Source organism: Paenibacillus sp. BGI2013 (genome assembly GCF_002843485.1).
In the GTDB taxonomy this organism is placed as follows: Bacteria; Bacillota; Bacilli; order Paenibacillales; family Paenibacillaceae; genus Paenibacillus; species Paenibacillus amylolyticus.
Genome location: NZ_PJFA01000018.1, coordinates 59,065 through 78,150, shown reverse-complemented (window position 1 = coordinate 78,150; position 19,086 = coordinate 59,065). Strand labels below are relative to the sequence as shown.

Genomic DNA, 19,086 nt, shown 5'->3' with positions numbered 1-19,086 from the left:
TAAGAACAATAGTTCGCATTTCTTATTTGTATGAAAATAAATATAACTTTCTGTGATAGGGCTCACACTATTATATTTATGACTCTTCTATCTTTATTAGTGAATTAAATCACATAAACTGTCGTCAACTACTTGTATAATTTCAAATATAAACCACTAAAATTGTTGGTAATGTACAGCGTCTATCCAAGGAGGCATACACACATGAACGGAAAAAAAGAGAAACTCGTTATCATAGGTAACGGAATGGCAGGAATCAGTACCGTAGAACAAATTTTGAAATTAACATCGCGATTTGATATTACTGTTTTTGGCACAGAGCCCTACCCTAACTACAACCGCATTATGTTGTCCTATGTATTGGAAGGAAGCAAAACACTGGATGACATCGTGCTGAACGACCTTCACTGGTATGAAGATTACGGCATTACATTGCACACAGGCACAACGGTTACACGAATCGATGCCGAGACACACGAAGTTGTGACTGAAGATGGAACTCGCGTTCCTTATGACAAAATCATCATTGCGACTGGCTCCAACTCCTTCATTCTCCCTGTACCAGGACATGACAAAGAAGGTGTTGTCGGTTTCCGCGATATCGCCGATTGTAATGTCATGCTGGAAGCTGCTAAGCAGTATAAACGAGCGGCCGTTATCGGGGGCGGACTGCTAGGCCTTGAAGCTGCCAAAGGTTTGGTACAACTTGGCATGGAAGTTACCGTAGTGCATCTGATGGAAGATCTGATGGAGCGTCAGCTTGATCCACAAGCTTCAGCCATGTTGAAGGCGGAACTCGAACGTCAGGGTATCCGCTTCAAAATGGGTGCGCAGACCTCCGAACTACTGGGCGGCGAACGCGTTGAAGGGATACGTTTTGCAGATGATACGGTTCTGAATGTTGATTTTGTTGTCATGGCTGTAGGGATTAAACCTAATACGGTCGTAGCTCGGGAAAGCGGTATGGAAGTCAACCGGGGCATTGTCGTGAATGACTATATGCAGACTTCACTTGAGAATGTGTACTCGGTCGGGGAATGTACAGAGCACCGCGGGGTATGTTACGGCCTCGTTGCCCCATTGTTTGAACAAGGTATGATTCTGGCGAAACATATCTGCGGTGTGGAGACCGCTCCTTATGAAGGTTCAGTTGTATCCACGAAATTGAAAATTTCGGGTGTAGATGTCTTTTCAACCGGTGAATTCATCGACAGTCCAGAGCACACCGTCATTTCGCACAAAGATGACTGGAAACGGACTTACAAAAAAATTCTGCTTCGTGATAATAAAATGGTCGGCGCTGTTCTTTTCGGTGACATTACGGATTCTGCCGAATTGCAGAAACTGATTAAAAATCAAACCGAAATGACCGAGGAATTGTACGGTTCACTCATGGGTACAGGCTGCGGCGGTCATAAGAAAGCAACTTCTGTTGAAACGATGCCCGAGGACGAAATCGTCTGTGGATGTAACGGGGTAACCAAAGGAGCCATTGTTGATGTAATTACAAACCAGGGCCTTACCACTGTTGATGAAATCAAAGCCTGTACCGGTGCAACACGCTCTTGCGGTGGGTGTAAACCGGTTGTGGAACAGATTCTGCAATATGTACTTGGAGACAGTTTCAGTACTGGAGCCAAACAGGGCATCTGCGGATGTACTTCCATGGGTCGAGATGAAATCGTAGCCGAGATTCGTGAAAAAGGATTACAAACGACCAAAGAGGTCATGAATGTACTGGGTTGGAGTCAGCCAGAAGGTTGTTCCAAATGTCGTCCGGCGATCAACTATTACCTTGGCATGATTGCACCAGACACACACGAAGATGAGAAAGAATCCCGTTTTGTTAACGAACGTATGAACGCGAATATTCAAAAAGATGGAACGTATACGGTTGTACCTCGGATGTATGGCGGTGTAACTACACCGGCAGACCTCAAACGCATCGCTGACGTTTCGGTCAAATATGATGTGAAAGCAGTCAAAGTGACTGGCGGTCAGCGTCTCGACTTGATTGGTGTCAAAAAAGAAGATTTGACCAAAGTCTGGGCTGAACTGGATATGCCTTCAGGTTATGCATACGCCAAATCGCTGCGTACGGTCAAAACATGTGTCGGCTCCCAATTCTGCCGCTTCGGTACACAGGATTCCATGGCCATGGGTGCTCGCATCGAACGTAAATTCGAACGTCTGGATCTGCCAGCCAAGTTTAAATATGCCGTCAACGGTTGTCCGCGAAACTGTGCAGAGGCATGTACCAAAGATATCGGTATCGTTGGTAACGACGGAGGCTGGGAGATCTTCATCGGTGGTAACGGCGGTATTAAAGCAAGACTGGCTGATTCCTTATGCAAAGTGAAAACGGATGAAGAGTTGATTGAACTGTGCGGCGCCATCATGCAATATTACCGCGAGACAGGTAACTATCTGGAACGGACGTCCGAGTGGGTGGAACGCATGGGTCTGGAGCATATTCGTTCGGTTGTTGTGGATAACCTTGAGGAACGTAAAGCGTTGATGCAGCGGATTGAATTTGCACTTGAGCATGTTGAAGAACCTTGGCAAAAAGCGATTCGCAATGAAGAAGGCCAAAGTAAAATGTTCCATGGCATCGAAGTATCAGCTCGTCCATAAGTAAGCTTGCAGATTAATACTGCCGGAATGTTAAATATAGATAAGGAGTGGTTTAAGATGACGACAAAACAATCAGGCACCTACTTCCCTGCCGGAGTAGTTGAAGAATTCCTGCCACGAATCGGAAGAGTAGTTGAGATTAAGGATCATCAGCTTGCTGTCTTTCTTGCATCGGATGGTACCATCTTCGCTGCGGATAATCACAACCCCCATCCTAAGGGTGGGCCGCTGGCTGAAGGCATCGTGTCCGGGCATTATCTGTACGATCCGCTGTATGATTGGAAAATCGACCTGACTACCGGTCTTGTGCAAGCACCAGACAACGGTCAAGTACAGATGTATCCAGTGAAGGTAGAGAACGGCCAGGTCTGGATTGAAATATAGCTCCATTGAAACGTTCGAAGATTGATGCAAAATAATGGGGGAAACCATGATGTATACACCAAGTGTTGAGGGAATTATTGAAGCTGCGGTTAAAAAACGGGATCAAATGAACGCAAGCCTGTCACGATATATGGTTGCTGCCTTGATGGCTGGTGCCTATGTAGGGCTTGGCATCGTTCTGATCTTCAGTATTGGTGCTCCGCTCCTTGCGGCACAGTCACCACTGCAAACTATGTTGATGGGCATGTCCTTCGGACTCGCGCTCACGCTGGTTATCTTTGCCGGATCGGAACTGTTTACAGGTAACAATATGTTCTTTACCATGAGTACACTGGCAGGCCGAACCACAGTGAACGAAACGCTGAAGAACTGGGGGCTCGTCTTTGTTGGTAACCTGCTCGGCGCAATTCTATTAAGTTTACTTATAGTCGGTAGCGGTCTATTCAAAACGGCCACACCGGAACATCTGTTATTCGTTGTCTCTGCCAAAAAGATGGCGGCGCCCGTGTCTGAGTTGTTCTTCCGCGGCATTCTCTGTAACTGGCTCGTCTGTCTGGCGATCTGGATGGCAGCTCGCTCCAAAGAAGATATCGCCAAACTTGTTCTGATCTGGTGGTGTCTGTACGCATTTATCGCAAGTGGTTATGAGCACAGTGTTGCCAATATGACTTTGCTGTCTTTATCCTGGTTGCTGCCAAACCACCCGGATACAATCACGATGGCAGGCTGGTTCCATAACATGATTCCGGTAACGCTTGGTAATATCATCGGCGGTGCCCTCTTTGTTGGAATGGCGTACTGGTATACTTCGCCGGTACGTAAAAAATCATAATTCTTGATTCAACTGCACTTATGTAGCGCTAGAGCACAACATCTACACACTGAAGCCACGATGGATGCCGAACTCACGTTCAGTCACACATCGTGGCTTTTTATTGTTTGTCGATAAGCTGCTACTCTCTTGTACGTTTCCCTTTCATCCTCTTGTCCTTCTATAGAGAATTAAAACTTCATTTTACCTTCGTCGCTATCCGCGTTAATCCACAGTTGACATAACTGGCGTATAGTCGATGGATACTCACACTTATACTCAACCAGCAAAGGATGAACGCTTATATGGGAATTCACACGTACTTCAGGTCACTAAACGATCTTGAACGTATTATTCGTACACCTGGCAAATTCAAATTCGAAGAACACAGCGTATCCGCCCATTCCTGGAAAGTCGTACAGTACGCCAAAACGCTCGCAGATATTGAGGAGCAACATGGAACCACCATCGATTGGAAGAAGTTATACGAAATTACGAGCAGTCACGATTATGGCGAAATCTTCATCGGTGATATCAAAACACCCGTCAAACATTATTCACTGGAGCTGCGTTCGATGCTGCAAAAGGTGGAAGAAGGCATGGTTGAACATTTTATTAATGAAAATATTCCTGAAGAGTTCCAGCCTATTTTCCGCAGACAGCTGCGTGAGGGCAAAGACCAATCGGTTGAAGGACTGATTCTCGAAGTCGCAGACAAGATGGATCAGGTATATGAAGCCTTTGCTGAGCTCCAACGTGGCAATACGGAGAAAGAATTTATCGTTATGTACCGTTATGCGTTGGTAAAAATCAAAAATATCGACCTCCACTGTGTGCAGTATTTCCTGGAACAGATTCTCCCCGACATGATCGAAGAAGGTATCCGCTCCCCGTTTGATATTCGCAAAATAACCGAAGAAGCTCTGGCCCAGTAATCAGCTCAAGTCAACATGGTGCTCATCATCCATGGACAGGGCTTTTTTTCGTTCCTGCAATTGCAGTCGGTACTCGCTAGGGTACATGCCCGTTTTGTTTTTGAAGATCCGGCTGAAATAGTGGGAATCACTATACCCTACCGCTCCACCAATAGTCTTGATATCCATATTCTCGTGCGTAACGAGCATGCGCTTCGCTTCATTAATCCGCAGGCCTGTCATATATTTTAGCGGAGTCTCACCCGTTACTTTCTTAAAACACTTTCCCAGATAGTCCACACTAAAATACATCTGTCCCGCCATGTCCTGGAGTGTAATCTCATGCATGTAATTCTGCTTCAAATACAACTTAACGGCCTCTGCGATATCCTCCGGCTTCACCTGCTCATCCAGTACGGCACTGACATGGGCAAGCGAATCCACAGCGCTCCCAAGCTTCAATTCCATCGCATCCAGCAGTGTACGAAGCTGGTCTTCCGATAATGGTTTGAGCAGATAATCCTCCACCTTGTAACTGATCGCCTGCCGTGCATATTCGAATTCATGATAACCACTCAGAATGACAATTTTCACATGCGGATAGGCAAAGTACAGATGTTTGGCGAGTTCCAATCCATTCATTACCGGCATCTGTATATCGGTTACAACCAGATCAGGTACAGAATGTTCAATGAGCTGTAATGCTTCCTGACCGTTCCGCGCTTCACCGATCACCTCGAACCGGGTGTCCAACTCTCTGAATTTGCGCGAGACATTCCGGCGAATCAGGGCTTCATCTTCCACAATAATCGTTCTATATTTGATTGTCACGGGTTCAGTCATGCTCCTTTCGAATGGAACCACCTATTGTAATCTGGACACCGCCGGAAGGCTTGTTTGTAATCTGCATGTGGGCTGCCGTGCCATACCATAATTTCAATCGGACCCATATATTCTTGAGTCCCATGCCGTTGATTTCGAGGTCAGGCATACGCTCCCACTCCTGTGACTGTTCGATGTAATGCATGATCTTGGCAAGTGCCTCGGGTTCCATGCCAGGTCCGTTGTCTTCCACGTGGATCTGCCAGGTCTGCTGTGCCGCATCCATATCTCCAGTAATATTCAGTTTCCATGGCGGGGTATCACCCAGTCCATATTTCATGGCATTTTCGAGTAGTGGTTGTACCATCAGCATCGGAACCTGGATATACTTCATCTCTTCCGGAATATGAAACTCGTAGTGTAGATCATCCTCAAACCTAATCTTCATACACTCCAGATATCGCTCACAATAATCCAATTCTTGAGACAGGGGAACCCCATTCTTTCCCGGAGTAGAAATATAACGCAGCATAGACGCAATATTGGCGCAGAACGCGACAATCTGCTCATTCATGCCCTCTTCCGCCATGATGCTAATATTAGTGATGTTGTTATAGAGAAAATGCGGGTTCATCTGGGATTGCAGCGCCAGTAATCTCGCTTCTGTCTCCTGAGATTTCATCGCCAGCCTGTCCTGAAACGATTGCACAAGCTGTTGATTCAGCCGGATAAACGTATCATTCAGCTCATCCATCTCCCGAATAGAACCGGGATGCTCCAGCTTGAACAACTGACCGGAATCCTGACCCGATACCAGATCATTCACACCCGTTTTCTGAATAATGCGCTGCAAACGATGTAGCGGCAAAGTAACCCGTTTGGAGATCAGATACGAGAGAACCAGAATCAGCATGAGAGTAGCTAACGTGGCACCGATAAACATCATAGCCATCCGGTTGAGACTCGCGAAAAGGGACTGTTTGGACTGCATGACAATAACGGTCCATCCCGTCTCCTGTGACGTCATGTACGTCATCATCTGTTTGGACTGACTCATAGGATCGGTGATCTCCTGCATCGTATCAGGCGGAAATGAAAGATTTTGAATCAAGTCCACATCATCGAAATGGCCTGCTTGAGAAGCATCGGCATCCGAAGAAAGTGGATACAACCTTGTATTTTGTTCATCCACTACATAGATCCGAAGATCGTCGTTATTTGTCTGCAAATCATTCAAATGCTGGAACAGGGTTCCGGCATCCTGCAAAATCTCAACGACACCCTGGCTGACATAATTGCCATCTTTGTATACACGGGTAAGCGAAATGTAAGGTTGATCTGAGTTACCCTCGCCGGTCGGCATGGGCAAGGCTCCGCCCTCTAACAATTGGATCACTCGCCAGCCACTCCGCTCCCAGGTTTCCTTGTACCACGGTCGCTGAGTCAGGTCTACCGACAGTTGACCGTTGAATGCACCCGCTCCCAGCATCTTGCCGTTCACATCATAGATGTTGGCCTGCTTGGCTGTATTGGAGCTGCTGATGATCGCGAGAATGACGTCAATTAGTGTGGTTGTATCCTTATACAATGCCGGATCACTCGTCATTGTCTGCTCACTGTCTTCTGCTGGTGCCAAGTAGTGACTGAAGTGTTCTTTGACCAGATTGGAATACACGATATTCATGGAGAAGTTGTTCATTTTCACCACTTCCTGATCCAGGTTACTGACAATTGATACCCCCAGTTGTCTTTGCTGTTCTTCACTTCGCTGACGAATGTCACTTGCGAGAAATACATACAGAAGCCCCGCCACAATCAGCGAAAAGATAATAAATACCGCAGAGTAATAGGCAAACAGACTTTGCTGAAGCGTTCCAAATCGATATCGCAATCCTCACACACCTCGTCCTATGATGATATCTGTCACACCATTCGAAAATGTCCACCCAACAGAACGCTTTTGTCTATTGAGCACATCCCTTGTTCACAGTAAAGTTATCCACATAAGAATACGCTTACATAAAGCGTTTCGGCAAGTGACAATTTTCTTTATATTCCGGGAGGTTCAATGATGAGAAAACGATTTCTATTTTCGCTTGCAAGTGTGCTCCTGCTCTCCACTCTGCTGCTTGTCGGGTGCAACTCAGGTAAAAGTACGGAAGGTTCGGGTAAGGTGACTCTCACGTTTGGAACAAGTCAATCCGGTATTCCGCGTACAGGCATCATGCAGACGATGGCCAAGGAATATGAGCAGGAGACGGGTGTCAAAATTGACTTCCAGGTCGTGCCTGACGCACAGTGGCGTGACCTGATCAAGGTGAAGCTCGCTTCTGGCGAAGCACCTGATATTTTCAATGTCGATGTGGACCCACTGAGCATGCCGGCTAACGTAAGACCGGAGGAGAATGCCATTGACCTGACCAATGAGGAATTCACAGGTCGGATGTCTGAAGAGATTTTGCCAACTGTCAGTCATAATGACAAGGTGTACGGGGTTTCTTTTGCGCCAACGAAAATCTGGTATGTGTACTATAACAAACGTATCTTCCAAGAGCTCGGCATAGAGCCTCCTACATCCTATGCGGAATTCAAGGCCATCAGCCAGAAAATTAAGGATAAAGACATCATTCCGTTCTATCAAGCACCTGCCAGCGGGTGGTATCAGGTTCTGCCTTTGTTCGAAACGGGACCTAACTATGAGCAAACAACAGCGGGAACTTACGAGAAATTAAACAACAATGAGATGAAAGTCGCAGATATGACACAGCTTAGGACGGTCATTGAACAGTTGAAAGAATTTGCGGATCTCGGTTATTTCGGCAAAGACTTCTTGTCCAATACGGTAGAAGCGGGCATTGAAGCGTTTGGTCAGGAGAAAGCGGCCATGCTGCTACGGGTGCCAGGTACGGAAAAGGAAGTGTCCGAAGCGTATCAGGAAATGGAAGACAATATGGGGTTCTTCGTCATGCCGTGGGGAGATAATCAGACGATTGGAGTGAATCCGGGCGGATCGGCTGCGATGTTTGGTAACAAAAACAGTAAACATCCCGAAGAAGTGCTGAAATTCTTCCGCTGGATTACCGAGCATGATCATCTGCAGCGTGTGTTCGATGAAGGTGAAGGCAACCTGACGATCTGCTGGCCGGAAATCGAACCAAAGCTGACACAGGACTACATCGACTATGAGAAAGATCATGAAAAAGGTACGGTTATGCAGGCCGCTGTGAAATACATTGATCCACAATGGATGGATATTGGCAAGGACTTGTCAGGCATGTTCGCTGGCGCAATGACACCGGATCAGATTCTGCAAAATATTGATAAACGTCGTGCTGAACAAGCCAAAGTGCTGAAAGATGAGAAGTGGTAGTAACAGCGCTCATCTCAGATAAATATAAACGCTGAACAACGTTACATGCAGCGGGCGTTTGCCCGCTCATGTATTTTGGCAGGAAGGAAAGGTGTTACGGATTATGAATGCGAACAAAATCTATCCCTGGTATTTCTCATCTGGAGCGATTGTGTTATATCTGCTGTTCATTGTCGCTCCCGCCCTGCTGGGCATCTATTACTCCTTCACCGACTGGAACAGTTATAGTTCGGAGAAGAACTTTATCGGTCTGGAGCATTTCCGCACCATTCTGGCGGGGGATCCGACCTATCTGCTTTTTATCAAAAACACAGTCCTCTTCACCCTGGTTACATCCATCGCCAAGACCGTGCTGGGCTTATTTCTGGCTCTACTCTTGGTTAGCGGTGTAAAGGCCGCCAATCTGCATCGGATGATTATCTTCTCACCACAGGTGCTATCGTTCCTGATTGTTGGACTTGTGTTCAAAAGTCTGCTTGACCCCAACAACGGGTTCGTTAACGTAACCCTGCGTTCCATGGGACTGGACGTTCTCGCCCAGAACTGGCTGGGCTCCCTGACCTGGGCCATGCCATCCATTATGGCAGTGGATACGTGGAAAGGCATGGGATACATCATGGTGCTGTTCATCGCCGGACTGCTCGCCATTCCCCGTGATTATTACGAAGCAGCATCCATTGATGGCGCCGGATTCGGGCAGAAGCTGTTCCGAATCACGATTCCGATGCTGATGCCTACCATTACCATCGCCACGGTGCTTAATATTACATATGGGCTGAGAGTTTTCGATGCCGTATACGTGTTAACCAATGGTGGACCCGGTAACGCAACAGATGTGATTAACACAGCGGTCTATTCCTCTTTTGCCAAAGGGTATTGGGGACTCGGAAGTGCACTATCCACCATCCTGTTTGTCATCATGGCAATCATCTCCTTTTTCATCATTCGTTTGATGAACCGAAAGGTGGAATACTGACATGCGATTGAGAAAAAGATTGGCTTCGATCGGGTTAAATGTACTCGCCTGGCTGCTTAGCCTGGTGGTCCTGATTCCTTTTGTCGTCATTGTACTGAATTCATTCAAGTCGGACGCCGAGGCCAAAGTGCTTAAACTGACGTTGCCCAAGAAGTTTATTTTCGAAAATTACAAAATTGTCTATGAACAGGGACATTTGGGCGGTTCCTTTTTCAACAGTCTGCTGCATTCTGGGGCTTCTTCTCTGCTACTGGTGTTTGTTGTGGCCTTCTCGGCCTTCACGTTATCTCGCAACCATTCGAGGCTCAGCAAGTTTCTGTACTTCTTCCTGATTCTTGGTATCACCCTACCGCTTAACTACATTCCGCTGATGGAAGTCATGAAGTCCATGGGTATGATCAATTCACATGTCGGCATGATTCTGCTCTACACGGCTATGGGGATTCCAATCTCGCTGTTCATTACGTATGCGTTTGTGTCTAACATCCCGAAGGAGCTGGATGAAGCCGCGATCATGGACGGATGTAACGGGATCAAGCTGTTCCTGAGAATCATTGTACCTTTGTTAACCTCGGTGCTGGTAACGGTATTTGTTCTTAATTTCCTGAGTGTCTGGAATGAGTTTACTGCCCCACTCTATATGCTGAATACAGTGGAGATGTGGCCGATGACGCTGGCTGTATATAACTTCTTTGGACAATTCAGTGCCCAGTGGAATCTGGTCAGTGCCGATATCGTGCTCACGTCATTGCCTGTGTTGATTGTGTTCCTCATTGGGCAAAAGTATATTGTAGGAGGACTAACTTCTGGGGCGGTTAAAGGGTAAGCTCCACCGACAATCTAAATACACAAACCCATCTTTTCTAAGTACATCTGCTGACTCCTCAGCACAAAAAGCCCTTGTCTGCTTCATCGTGTGAACAACTTCTTCGTACAGAAGAAGTATCACACGCTGCTGCGGACAAGGGCTTACGCTGTTGGATTCGAATTAATCGTGCGCCAACCCGCCAACATCGGATGGAGCCGCTATATCTGGGCTCTGCTCCAGAGATTTGATCATTTTCAAACGGGATGTGATTATTGCGATCAGAATAACAAACAGACCCGCGATGATAAACAGAAAGGCAATACCTCTGCCTGGCCCAGTTCCAATAATTTGACCAACAGACGAAGCCAGTGCTCCCCCCTCCATCAGCAACGGATTAAACACATGGTCGGCCAGAAATCCAGCCAAACTGTACGCGATAATAAACCCGAGTTGTGACAGAATACCAATGATTCCCCATACCCTGCCCTGCTTATCGTTGGCGATATTGTTTCGCACCAGCACATCTGCGCTCATATTGACAAACGGCAGCGATGACAGGAACAGAAAACCTGCGAAGATAATAAAATAAATGTTAGTGGATATCCCCAGAAGCGAAAAGGACAAACCGCACAAAATCAGCCCCATCACAAGTACACTTGCATATCTCTTTGTTATTGTAAATATGCCGATGCACAAGCTGCTAATCAGCATGCCGATGGCACTAACAGACTGAAACGTTCCAAGTGTCTTTGCATCCGTGAATGACAGAAGCATCGGACCAATGAGTGTCTCCAGGAATCCCAGATAAAAGGTGACAAGTGAAATAATCACCACCAGCAACAGTACTCCCTTGTTGGTTACAACTTCTCTCCAGCCCTCTTGAATATCGGTGATCCAGTTTTTTCCTTCTCGATCCTCTCGCTCCACCTTCATGCTCTTCCGAATAACCAGCACAGCCAGAATGGCAACCAGGAATGTCAGAATATTAATGACCAGAATGACTTCAATGGTTGTTATACTAAGCAGAATGCCCGCAATGATGGGTGAAAACAGAAACTTCGAGGATTCAGCCAGTTGTACAAGACCGCTTCCTTTTGAGAATTGATCCTTATCCAGCAGGTCCGTAGCAGAGGCCTTATATGCCGGGCTCTGCAACGCGGAAAACACCGAACTAAAGGCCACTCCCACATAGATATGCCATAATTGGATATCACCTGTGAGCATAATGGACAGAATGAAAATCAAACCGGCTGCCGACCCCAGGTCGCCGATAATCATCATCGTTCGACGGTCGAATCGGTCTGCCAGTACCCCTCCAATAGGTCGAAGCAGGATATTCGGCAGAAACGTGAATAAGGTAATCAATGCAACACTTGTTGCCGTATTCGTTTTTTCGAAGGCATACACCCCCAGGGAGAAGGCCGTAAGTCCAATCCCAATCATGGAGATGAGCTGACCGAACCATACGACCAGAAACTTTTTAAATGATTTTTGAACGGTATGTTCCATGGATAATACTCCTTTCTCGGCTAACCTTGATTCGGAAAATAAAGGCGAGTGACGTAGGCGAAGCTTCCTTGTTCTGCTCCCAGCACACGTTCCATAATATGTGTGAATGCTTCAACCTTTTTTTGGAGTTCTTCCTCCTCCCATTGAAAGATGCCTCGATCCAGCAAAAATTGTGACGATACGAGCAGGAATTCGATGGATTCCTTTGGGTTAGGTGTATGAAATACCCCCTCCTGAATGCCCTGCTCTACCACCTCGGCCAAGATGGGACTTAATCGAATTACCGTCTCAACAAGACTCTTTTGGTGCATCTCCACATTATGAACACTGTGCAATTGCTCGATGAGATCATGTTTTCTGCCGTCAGGCTGATTCTGCGCCATCATGATGCGAAAAATTTTGTCATGGGCATTCAGTTTGGGATCGGACACCACGTGCCTGGCCGATGCCTCCCCGCTCAGAATAAAACGCATGACGATGGCGTTCATGACCTCTTCCTTGGACTGAAAATAATAATAAAATGTACCCTTGGCAATGTTGCACGCCTGAAGGATATCCATGACCGTAGCTTTGGTGTACCCTTTTGTTATGAACAGAATCTCGGCGGCATCCAAAATCTCGTTCCTGCGTTCTTCCGGGTTTTTTATCAGTCTCATATCCTGGCCTCCGATACGTTCGACCGACTGTCGGTCTATTGTAGTCATGGAGTTCTTTTTTTAGAACCCCATTTCAGTCAACCATTGCGCCAAATGGCTTTCCCTTGTTTTCAGATCCTGACGCTCTCTTGCATATTTTCCAATATTTCTGTCTGCAACCAGCTTACCGTCCATCATAAACAGTACACGTTCCGATCTGGCAGCGACTTTCACATCATGGGTCACCAGCAGAATGGTTGTACCCGTTGCATTAATATCGCCCAGAATATCCATGATCTCATACGTTGATTTGGAATTCAGCGCCCCCGTTGGTTCATCGCCGAATAAAATATCTGGATTATTGATCAGCGCACGGCAGATGGCAATCCGTTGAAGCTGTCCGCCTGAGGCTTGGGTGATGTTATGCCCAGCAAGCTCATCAATCCCCATTTTTTTCATTAATGACATTGCCCGTGTATTAATCGTTTCTCTGCTGCTATTCTTGGCCAGATACGCGGAAAGTACGATATTGTCTAATAGATTCAGATTCTTGAGCAGATGAATATTTTGAAAGATGAATCCCATCTTGGTCAAACGTAGACTTGCCAGATCCCTCTCCTCAAATGCCGATATTTTTTTGCCATTAAAATAGACACTTCCAGCACTAATCTGATCCATACCACTTATGTTGTACAGTAAGGTAGACTTGCCTGAGCCAGATGGCCCCATGATGGAAACAAATTCTCCCTTTTTTAATTGAAGGTTGATATCTTTTAAGATGTTATGTTCTTCATTCTCGCCGATCGCTACGGATTTATTCACGTCTTTAGCCTCAAGTATAGTTGTCATCGTTGATCCTCCCTATTCGACAATCATTTTGGATATGCTCGTTTCCTTGATCGATTGGATACTAATCCATGCTGTCAGTACAATCGTGCCTGCAAGTAACAATGGACACAAAATATATGCTTGTAACGGGTTAACAACAAAGACAATATTGGAAGCACCAAACGTCGACATAATGGCACTAACCAGCAACGGACCCAACGTATTGGACAATATCGTTCCAGTAACAACCCCTAAGATTAATATGACAAGTGACATCACGACATACTTGAACTTGATTTTAGACAAGGCAAACCCAAGGCTTCTTAGTACAGCAATGTCGTTGTTGTCCTTGGCTACTAACATCTGAAGGAACAGTGCTGTAATTAAAATAGATATGAAGACACCGATGACCAAGGCCAGCATCGTCACCATTTTCAATTGTTGGATGGTTCCGCCTAACGTCTGATCCAGATAACCTTGAAGATCGGTTACTTTGGCTGGCGAGAAAGCCGCCTCATATTCAGCAATTTTGGTAGCCATGTCCCCGCGATTATTCAGATCCAAACTGACCACATACCACAACACACTATCCTTGTTGTAAGGTAATAAGGCCTTCGCCGTTTTCCCACCATTCGTAACGTCCTGGTATATTCCGCTGACCGTCATCATCTGGTCCTTGCCATTAACCAGCAAGGTAAGTTGCTCACCAGTCTTCAGGCGCAGCTCGCTACTGTTGGCATCAGATAACGCAATTTCATTCTCGGTTGTTGGCGCATTACCGCTAACATAAGACAATGGGAAAATACTGAAATCCCCAGTTTCTACACTCAGATTGTCGTAACTTCCTTCCGCATTTTTAATCTTGAACTGGCTTGTTACCAATGGGGAATACGTTTTGATGTCTTTATCATTTTGGATCTGGGCAACCAGATTGTCATAACGCTGCTCCACATCGTCTGTGTGCCTCAAGTCAATGCGAATATCACTTTGTCCAACACCCATATAAGAGATAAAACTTGGCGCCTGCAAAGTGTTCAGGAAGTTGACCGGCACAATCATGATAAATGAACTGACTACAAAGACAAATAACAATAATCGGAACATCTTGATTCGCTGTATCACTTCCTTCAGACCAAGAAAGACAGGTACGGAAGACCAGCGATTGCGGGACAAACTAAGCCGGTTTCGAATGATCTGTGTATCTCCCAGGCTCCCGGTACGGAGAGCATCCACCGCGGAGATGGAACGAAAACGCCGCAGTACCGTTCGACAAAACAGAACAACCATGGCAAATATTATTCCAGCGGCTAATAACGGAATCGCGAAATGCAACAGGGTTGCAGGTGCTTTTCCCATATACAACATGATGTTGGAAACAAATAATCTGTTAACGCCAAGTGATGCAATGTAACCAAGCACGGATGCAAATCCCGCCATAAATACATACTTCATCAGATACAGTCTTTTAATATCCTTCTCTGCAATCCCTATCGCTTTCATGACACTAATCTCACGATAATCCTCTTCGATGGTCGCAAGCATCGTGAATCGGATGCAGAGCATTGCAATCAGAATCAGCACAAGACTGACCAAAATAATAACGGCTGCAATAACTCCGTCGGTCATGGCATTCAATACCTGGAACAGCCCATAGGTTACGACTGGACCCGCGTTGGGAAGTCCGGCATTTTGGTAAGCCTGGGTAAATTCACTTGTCAGTCCGGGATCGGTCAACCGGAATTCGATGAGATACTCCATCTCTCCGATGCTCTGCTTCAGTTCTTGCAAATTCCCTGCACTCACGATAAAACGTTTGGAGTGCACAACCGATGGATTCATCTGAGCATCACGGACAAAATCAACGATGGTGTAAGAACGCTCAAATTGACCATTATCGATCCGAACCTGGTCGCCCACGCTCAATTTTTTTTGCTGCATGTAATATACCGGAACCGCGATCTCGCCATCGTTCACCTGAATAATCTCACTGTCCAGATTCAACAAATAGTCGAAACCCTGATTCTGTGTAACAAAGTCAATGTCCATAACGCTGTTCTTTTCGGACTCTGCTCCGAGAAACAGATTAGAGCCGTCAATGTTAACCATTTCCACAATCTGATGCTGCTGGACCATGGCATTTTCTTCAGCCCATGTATTCACTTTGACCTGATCGAGTTCTCCGGCATGCATTTGCACAAAATGTGGTGTTTTGGATTCAGAAAATAGATATTGGATGGAACTCGTCAGTTCCATAATCATTCGTGACCCCGAAGATACCAGCAAGGCGGCCAGCAGTACAAAAATAAATAAAGCAGCCGTAATCCCTTTTTTTCTCGTTATATCGTTTCTCAGCATTCGTAGCAGCATAAACGAACATGGCTCCTCTCATCTACAAGTTGTTCCTATTTATCTGGAGTCATAAAGCTTGTCAGACAATGCGCCACCGTTGAAGGTTGATGCATCATGAACATGTGAGCACCCTCTTTGATGGTTTGAAGCTTCATGGATGTGCCAAAATATCGGCCCCATCTCAACGCGGATTGAAGGGTAACGGTACGATCCCGTTCTCCCCACAGATACAACACCGGCAATGAGAGCGGCTCATATTCAAGCGTTGCTGCAGATTCCAGCATCCTGAAATCCGCCCGGATGACGGGCAGAAAATAATTCAATAATTCTTTTTCATGTATCAGTTCATGCGGGAGAGCTTCATAGGAAAACAGATGATCAATCAGATTTTCGTCTGACATCCGATCATAATTCTGCATCCCGCATTCGTCAGGCGTGTTGCAGGCTGATAACACAAGCCGTAGCGTTTTAGCTACATCTGGACGTTCCTGATATAAGCGCTGCGCAACGAAGTAGGCTGTAATTCCTCCCAGACTATGTCCAAATAACAGACTGCCAGGCTGTATAACATCCAGCAGCTTGCTGGTATACAGTTCTACGAGTTGCTGCATATGCTCCAGGGGTGTTTCGGTGTTCAGACCATGACCCGGGGGCGTAAACGCCCAAATTTCCGTGTCAGGAAGGTACGGCACTAGGGGCTGAAAACTGTTGGAGTTGCCACCGAGATAAGGAAAACAGACCATTTGTCTGTTTCCCTCCCCCTTTTGTAGCTGCTCCAAATAGATCGGTTCCATCACTTATCCACCACCATAACCAGGCTTACTTTCTTTCCAGAACATATGCAGGGAATGTCTGAAGTGAAGTATCCACATTTTTACGCTTGAAGATGACATGTATGACAATAGCCGATATTGCAAAAAAGAAGAATTGCATAATTTGAACTTGCGGATTAAAGTAGTACAAATCAATTTGACTTCCTGTAGCTACAAGCCAGAATGCAAGCAGATAAAACAGAAGTGTACCTTTGGTTGCATTGAAGATATAACTTTGGAACACGATAAATGCCATAAGCTGAACAACGTAGTATATGTAAGTGGTTGAGGTGCCAAAAGAGGAAATCAAGTATCCCGGAAGCACCCATAATCCGAACAACAGGCCGGTAATCAGACCACTTGTTATATTATTTTTTAACTTCCCTTGCAAGAATGGAAGCAAAAATCCGATCCAGCCAAACAGCCCACCAATCAGCCCCGTCTCCTTGATCAGATTCACAATCCCCAACCAGATCATTTCAGGTACACTATATGTCAGTTCAGGGACCGGTATGCCGAATAACAAGGAACCAAAGTGCATTGTTGATGCAAAGATGATGGAAATTCCAATAATGAGCGGTATCCAGAACAGGTCCTGTCTGCGCGGAACCAGCTTCATAAACATTCCTTTTAATGCTTCCTTTCCGCCCATCACATAACATGTAATTAATCCGGCAATGGAAGGTGAATACAGAGCAACGATCGCAAGTGGATGCATCAAGGTTAACTCACCTGTTATGGGTACAATAAAATCCGCAAAGAACATGAACAAACTTGCGATTCCATAACATGTGCCAAAGGAAATTCCCAAAAACAAATACATATATTTGTTGGACGGGCTGGTTGCCGGACTTGTGACTGGACGAATGGATGCCTGATTAGCTGTAATCATAGTGCCGCCTCCTTCTCAGTCAACTTTCTCTCAATAAGATCATGCAAACGGTTAATCGTGCAGAAATTAGCCAAATCCAGATCTTCATTTGCTATCTCAATCTGGAATCTACGCTCTACAAAGTCCACCAAACGCATCGCAAAGAGCGAATTGACGAACCGCTGCTCAAAATAATTGTCATTATCATTAATTTGAGTGTCCTCATGATCCATGGTGAGGTTGTTCCCGATAAACTCCCGAATTTCCTGACGATAATCCACTGCCCTTCCCCCTTGTTATTGATGTTGCCCCTCGGGCACTAAAACCTCAATGTAATCTGGAAATTCTACAGCCTGCTGCAAATCATGATAAAACAGTACTCTTCCTTCCTGATCTGCAGATTGCTGCTTGAAACCGGCAAAGCGATAGCTGATATTCATCATCCGGTTCCTTCCGGTATCCCTGAAGTCTGCAAGCATCTGTTTGCCCTGCTTCTGAGCTTCACGCATGATATACGTTAGCAGTACACTCCCTGCTCCCCTAGACATCACTCTGCAAGACATCAGAAGCATGTTTAGCCGCCATACTTTCTGCTGCATGTGAATTAGTGCAAGCCCAATTTTGCCATACGTCCCGTATTTGTCTTCGAGTTCACACACCAATAACATATGGTCCTGCGAGGTCATCAGTTGGTACAGCTCCTCGTAACTGTAGGTAATTCCCGTTGCATTTAGCTGATTGGTGCGAACGGTAAGTTCCTCTGCACGTTGAAGGTCATCCTCAGTAGCCTCGTAGATGGAAAATTTCATGCCAAGCGTAGCCAGAAATTGTTCTGAAGGTCCCTCATACTGTTCCTCAGCCTGTTTACGGAGCGTATCCGCCTGGTACATCTGCCTTCTGCACGCAGAGTCGGCTGTAATGAATCGAGGCATCAGCCTTGGGTCATCAAGCATGGTTTCATATTGATCCGCATGAAGTACCTGAATGTCAGCATGTACACTTTGCACTTCTTCCAGTTCAAAAGGTTGATCATCCACAAACAGAATGGCATCCATGCCGATATTAATGTTCTGCTGAATCCGCTGAACAGAGACGGACTTCGCATCCCAATGGATCTCGGGATACAGAAAATATTCGGCGATGCCCAGTTCGTTTAGTTTCGCCCAAGCCAGCTCTGCATCATTTTTACTGGCAACAGAGTGCAAAACACCTCGCTGGTCCAGTTTTTCAATCACCTCCTTTAAGCCCGGCTTCAGTTGCACATCTGCAGATTCAAGCAAAACCCCATCCCATATGGTGTGGTCCAGATCCCAAACGATACACTTGATATCCTTGAGCTTTTCCATGGTCTTGCCACCTTTCA

General features: G+C 46.0%; 17 protein-coding genes. 7 read left to right on the top strand and 10 right to left on the bottom strand.

Annotated elements, in window-relative coordinates; genetic code table 11:
• The first annotated feature begins 204 nt into the window (after positions 1-204).
• From nirB to CXK86_RS28745, 4 genes are all read left to right on the top strand, one after another.
• Entirely contained in the window at positions 205-2,634 is a 2,430-nt protein-coding gene (gene nirB, locus CXK86_RS28760) for a nitrite reductase large subunit NirB (protein WP_076254402.1), read from the top strand.
• A gap of 57 nt (positions 2,635-2,691) precedes the next feature.
• Positions 2,692-3,018, top strand: coding sequence for a nitrite reductase small subunit NirD (nirD, locus tag CXK86_RS28755; RefSeq protein ID WP_076254401.1), 327 nt, complete (start codon positions 2,692-2,694; stop codon positions 3,016-3,018).
• 49 nt (positions 3,019-3,067) lie between these two features.
• On the top strand, positions 3,068-3,850 hold the full coding sequence (locus CXK86_RS28750) for a formate/nitrite transporter family protein (RefSeq protein ID WP_076214272.1): 783 nt from the start codon (positions 3,068-3,070) through the stop codon (positions 3,848-3,850).
• 284 nt (positions 3,851-4,134) lie between these two features.
• Complete coding sequence (locus CXK86_RS28745; RefSeq protein WP_074095934.1) at positions 4,135-4,764, top strand: YfbR-like 5'-deoxynucleotidase; 630 nt, start codon at positions 4,135-4,137, stop codon at positions 4,762-4,764.
• Here the strand turns inward: CXK86_RS28745 and CXK86_RS28740 are convergent, their stop codons facing one another.
• Positions 4,765-5,586 carry a response regulator transcription factor gene (locus CXK86_RS28740; RefSeq protein WP_076254399.1) on the bottom strand — a complete coding sequence of 274 codons (822 nt, stop codon included), beginning with the start codon at positions 5,584-5,586 and terminating at the stop codon, positions 4,765-4,767.
• Positions 5,579-7,456, bottom strand: coding sequence for a cache domain-containing sensor histidine kinase (locus CXK86_RS28735; protein ID WP_076254397.1), 1,878 nt, complete (start codon positions 7,454-7,456; stop codon positions 5,579-5,581). The genes CXK86_RS28740 and CXK86_RS28735 overlap by 8 nt, the downstream gene beginning before the upstream one ends.
• Before the next feature lie 180 nt (positions 7,457-7,636).
• Here CXK86_RS28735 and CXK86_RS28730 point away from each other — a divergent pair, with 180 nt between their 5' ends.
• From CXK86_RS28730 to CXK86_RS28720, 3 genes are all read left to right on the top strand, one after another.
• Positions 7,637-8,935 carry an ABC transporter substrate-binding protein gene (locus tag CXK86_RS28730; protein ID WP_076254395.1) on the top strand — a complete coding sequence of 433 codons (1,299 nt, stop codon included), beginning with the start codon at positions 7,637-7,639 and terminating at the stop codon, positions 8,933-8,935.
• Positions 8,936-9,038: 103 nt separating this feature from the next.
• On the top strand, positions 9,039-9,911 hold the full coding sequence (locus CXK86_RS28725; RefSeq protein WP_017687164.1) for a carbohydrate ABC transporter permease: 873 nt from the start codon (positions 9,039-9,041) through the stop codon (positions 9,909-9,911).
• A 1-nt stretch (position 9,912) separates the two neighbouring features.
• Positions 9,913-10,737, top strand: coding sequence for a carbohydrate ABC transporter permease (locus tag CXK86_RS28720; protein WP_076254393.1), 825 nt, complete (start codon positions 9,913-9,915; stop codon positions 10,735-10,737).
• A gap of 162 nt (positions 10,738-10,899) precedes the next feature.
• On the opposite strand, the gene CXK86_RS28715 is transcribed toward CXK86_RS28720, so the two are convergent.
• The 8 genes from CXK86_RS28715 to CXK86_RS28680 are packed head-to-tail and all read right to left on the bottom strand — an operon-like array spanning position 10,900 to position 19,069.
• Positions 10,900-12,228 (bottom strand): MFS transporter, encoded by a 1,329-nt coding sequence (locus CXK86_RS28715; RefSeq protein ID WP_036615192.1) that lies wholly within the window; start codon positions 12,226-12,228, stop codon positions 10,900-10,902.
• Between the two features lie 20 nt (positions 12,229-12,248).
• Positions 12,249-12,884, bottom strand: coding sequence for a TetR/AcrR family transcriptional regulator (locus CXK86_RS28710; RefSeq protein ID WP_036615194.1), 636 nt, complete (start codon positions 12,882-12,884; stop codon positions 12,249-12,251).
• A gap of 60 nt (positions 12,885-12,944) precedes the next feature.
• On the bottom strand, positions 12,945-13,712 hold the full coding sequence (locus CXK86_RS28705) for an ABC transporter ATP-binding protein (protein WP_047843824.1): 768 nt from the start codon (positions 13,710-13,712) through the stop codon (positions 12,945-12,947).
• Between the two features lie 12 nt (positions 13,713-13,724).
• Positions 13,725-16,058 carry an ABC transporter permease gene (locus tag CXK86_RS28700; RefSeq protein ID WP_076254392.1) on the bottom strand — a complete coding sequence of 778 codons (2,334 nt, stop codon included), beginning with the start codon at positions 16,056-16,058 and terminating at the stop codon, positions 13,725-13,727.
• A gap of 35 nt (positions 16,059-16,093) precedes the next feature.
• Entirely contained in the window at positions 16,094-16,834 is a 741-nt protein-coding gene (locus CXK86_RS28695; protein WP_076254390.1) for a thioesterase II family protein, read from the bottom strand.
• A gap of 25 nt (positions 16,835-16,859) precedes the next feature.
• Positions 16,860-17,744 (bottom strand): hypothetical protein, encoded by an 885-nt coding sequence (locus tag CXK86_RS32355; RefSeq protein ID WP_017687157.1) that lies wholly within the window; start codon positions 17,742-17,744, stop codon positions 16,860-16,862.
• Complete coding sequence (locus CXK86_RS28685; RefSeq protein ID WP_017687156.1) at positions 17,741-18,004, bottom strand: acyl carrier protein; 264 nt, start codon at positions 18,002-18,004, stop codon at positions 17,741-17,743. The genes CXK86_RS32355 and CXK86_RS28685 overlap by 4 nt, the downstream gene beginning before the upstream one ends.
• Before the next feature lie 15 nt (positions 18,005-18,019).
• Positions 18,020-19,069, bottom strand: a complete 1,050-nt coding sequence (locus tag CXK86_RS28680; RefSeq protein ID WP_076254433.1) for an HAD-IIIC family phosphatase — start codon at positions 19,067-19,069, stop codon at positions 18,020-18,022.
• Positions 19,070-19,086: the final 17 nt, after the last annotated feature.

Excerpts from the sequence above, each read along its gene's own strand:
- CXK86_RS28730 (WP_076254395.1), top strand. The coding sequence starts at position 7,637 with ATGAGAAAACGATTTCTATTTTCGCTTGCAAGTGTGCTCCTGCTCTCC.
- CXK86_RS28680 (WP_076254433.1), bottom strand. The coding sequence starts at position 19,069 with ATGGAAAAGCTCAAGGATATCAAGTGTATCGTTTGGGATCTGGACCAC.
- CXK86_RS28720 (WP_076254393.1), top strand. The coding sequence starts at position 9,913 with ATGCGATTGAGAAAAAGATTGGCTTCGATCGGGTTAAATGTACTCGCC.
- CXK86_RS28725 (WP_017687164.1), top strand. The coding sequence starts at position 9,039 with ATGAATGCGAACAAAATCTATCCCTGGTATTTCTCATCTGGAGCGATT.
- CXK86_RS28750 (WP_076214272.1), top strand. The coding sequence starts at position 3,068 with ATGTATACACCAAGTGTTGAGGGAATTATTGAAGCTGCGGTTAAAAAA.
- CXK86_RS28705 (WP_047843824.1), bottom strand. The coding sequence starts at position 13,712 with ATGACAACTATACTTGAGGCTAAAGACGTGAATAAATCCGTAGCGATC.
- nirD (WP_076254401.1), top strand. The coding sequence starts at position 2,692 with ATGACGACAAAACAATCAGGCACCTACTTCCCTGCCGGAGTAGTTGAA.
- nirB (WP_076254402.1), top strand. The coding sequence starts at position 205 with ATGAACGGAAAAAAAGAGAAACTCGTTATCATAGGTAACGGAATGGCA.
- CXK86_RS28740 (WP_076254399.1), bottom strand. The coding sequence starts at position 5,586 with ATGACTGAACCCGTGACAATCAAATATAGAACGATTATTGTGGAAGAT.
- CXK86_RS28700 (WP_076254392.1), bottom strand. The coding sequence starts at position 16,058 with ATGCTGCTACGAATGCTGAGAAACGATATAACGAGAAAAAAAGGGATT.
- CXK86_RS28695 (WP_076254390.1), bottom strand. The coding sequence starts at position 16,834 with ATGGAACCGATCTATTTGGAGCAGCTACAAAAGGGGGAGGGAAACAGA.
- CXK86_RS32355 (WP_017687157.1), bottom strand. The coding sequence starts at position 17,744 with ATGATTACAGCTAATCAGGCATCCATTCGTCCAGTCACAAGTCCGGCA.
- CXK86_RS28710 (WP_036615194.1), bottom strand. The coding sequence starts at position 12,884 with ATGAGACTGATAAAAAACCCGGAAGAACGCAGGAACGAGATTTTGGAT.
- CXK86_RS28715 (WP_036615192.1), bottom strand. The coding sequence starts at position 12,228 with ATGGAACATACCGTTCAAAAATCATTTAAAAAGTTTCTGGTCGTATGG.
- CXK86_RS28745 (WP_074095934.1), top strand. The coding sequence starts at position 4,135 with ATGGGAATTCACACGTACTTCAGGTCACTAAACGATCTTGAACGTATT.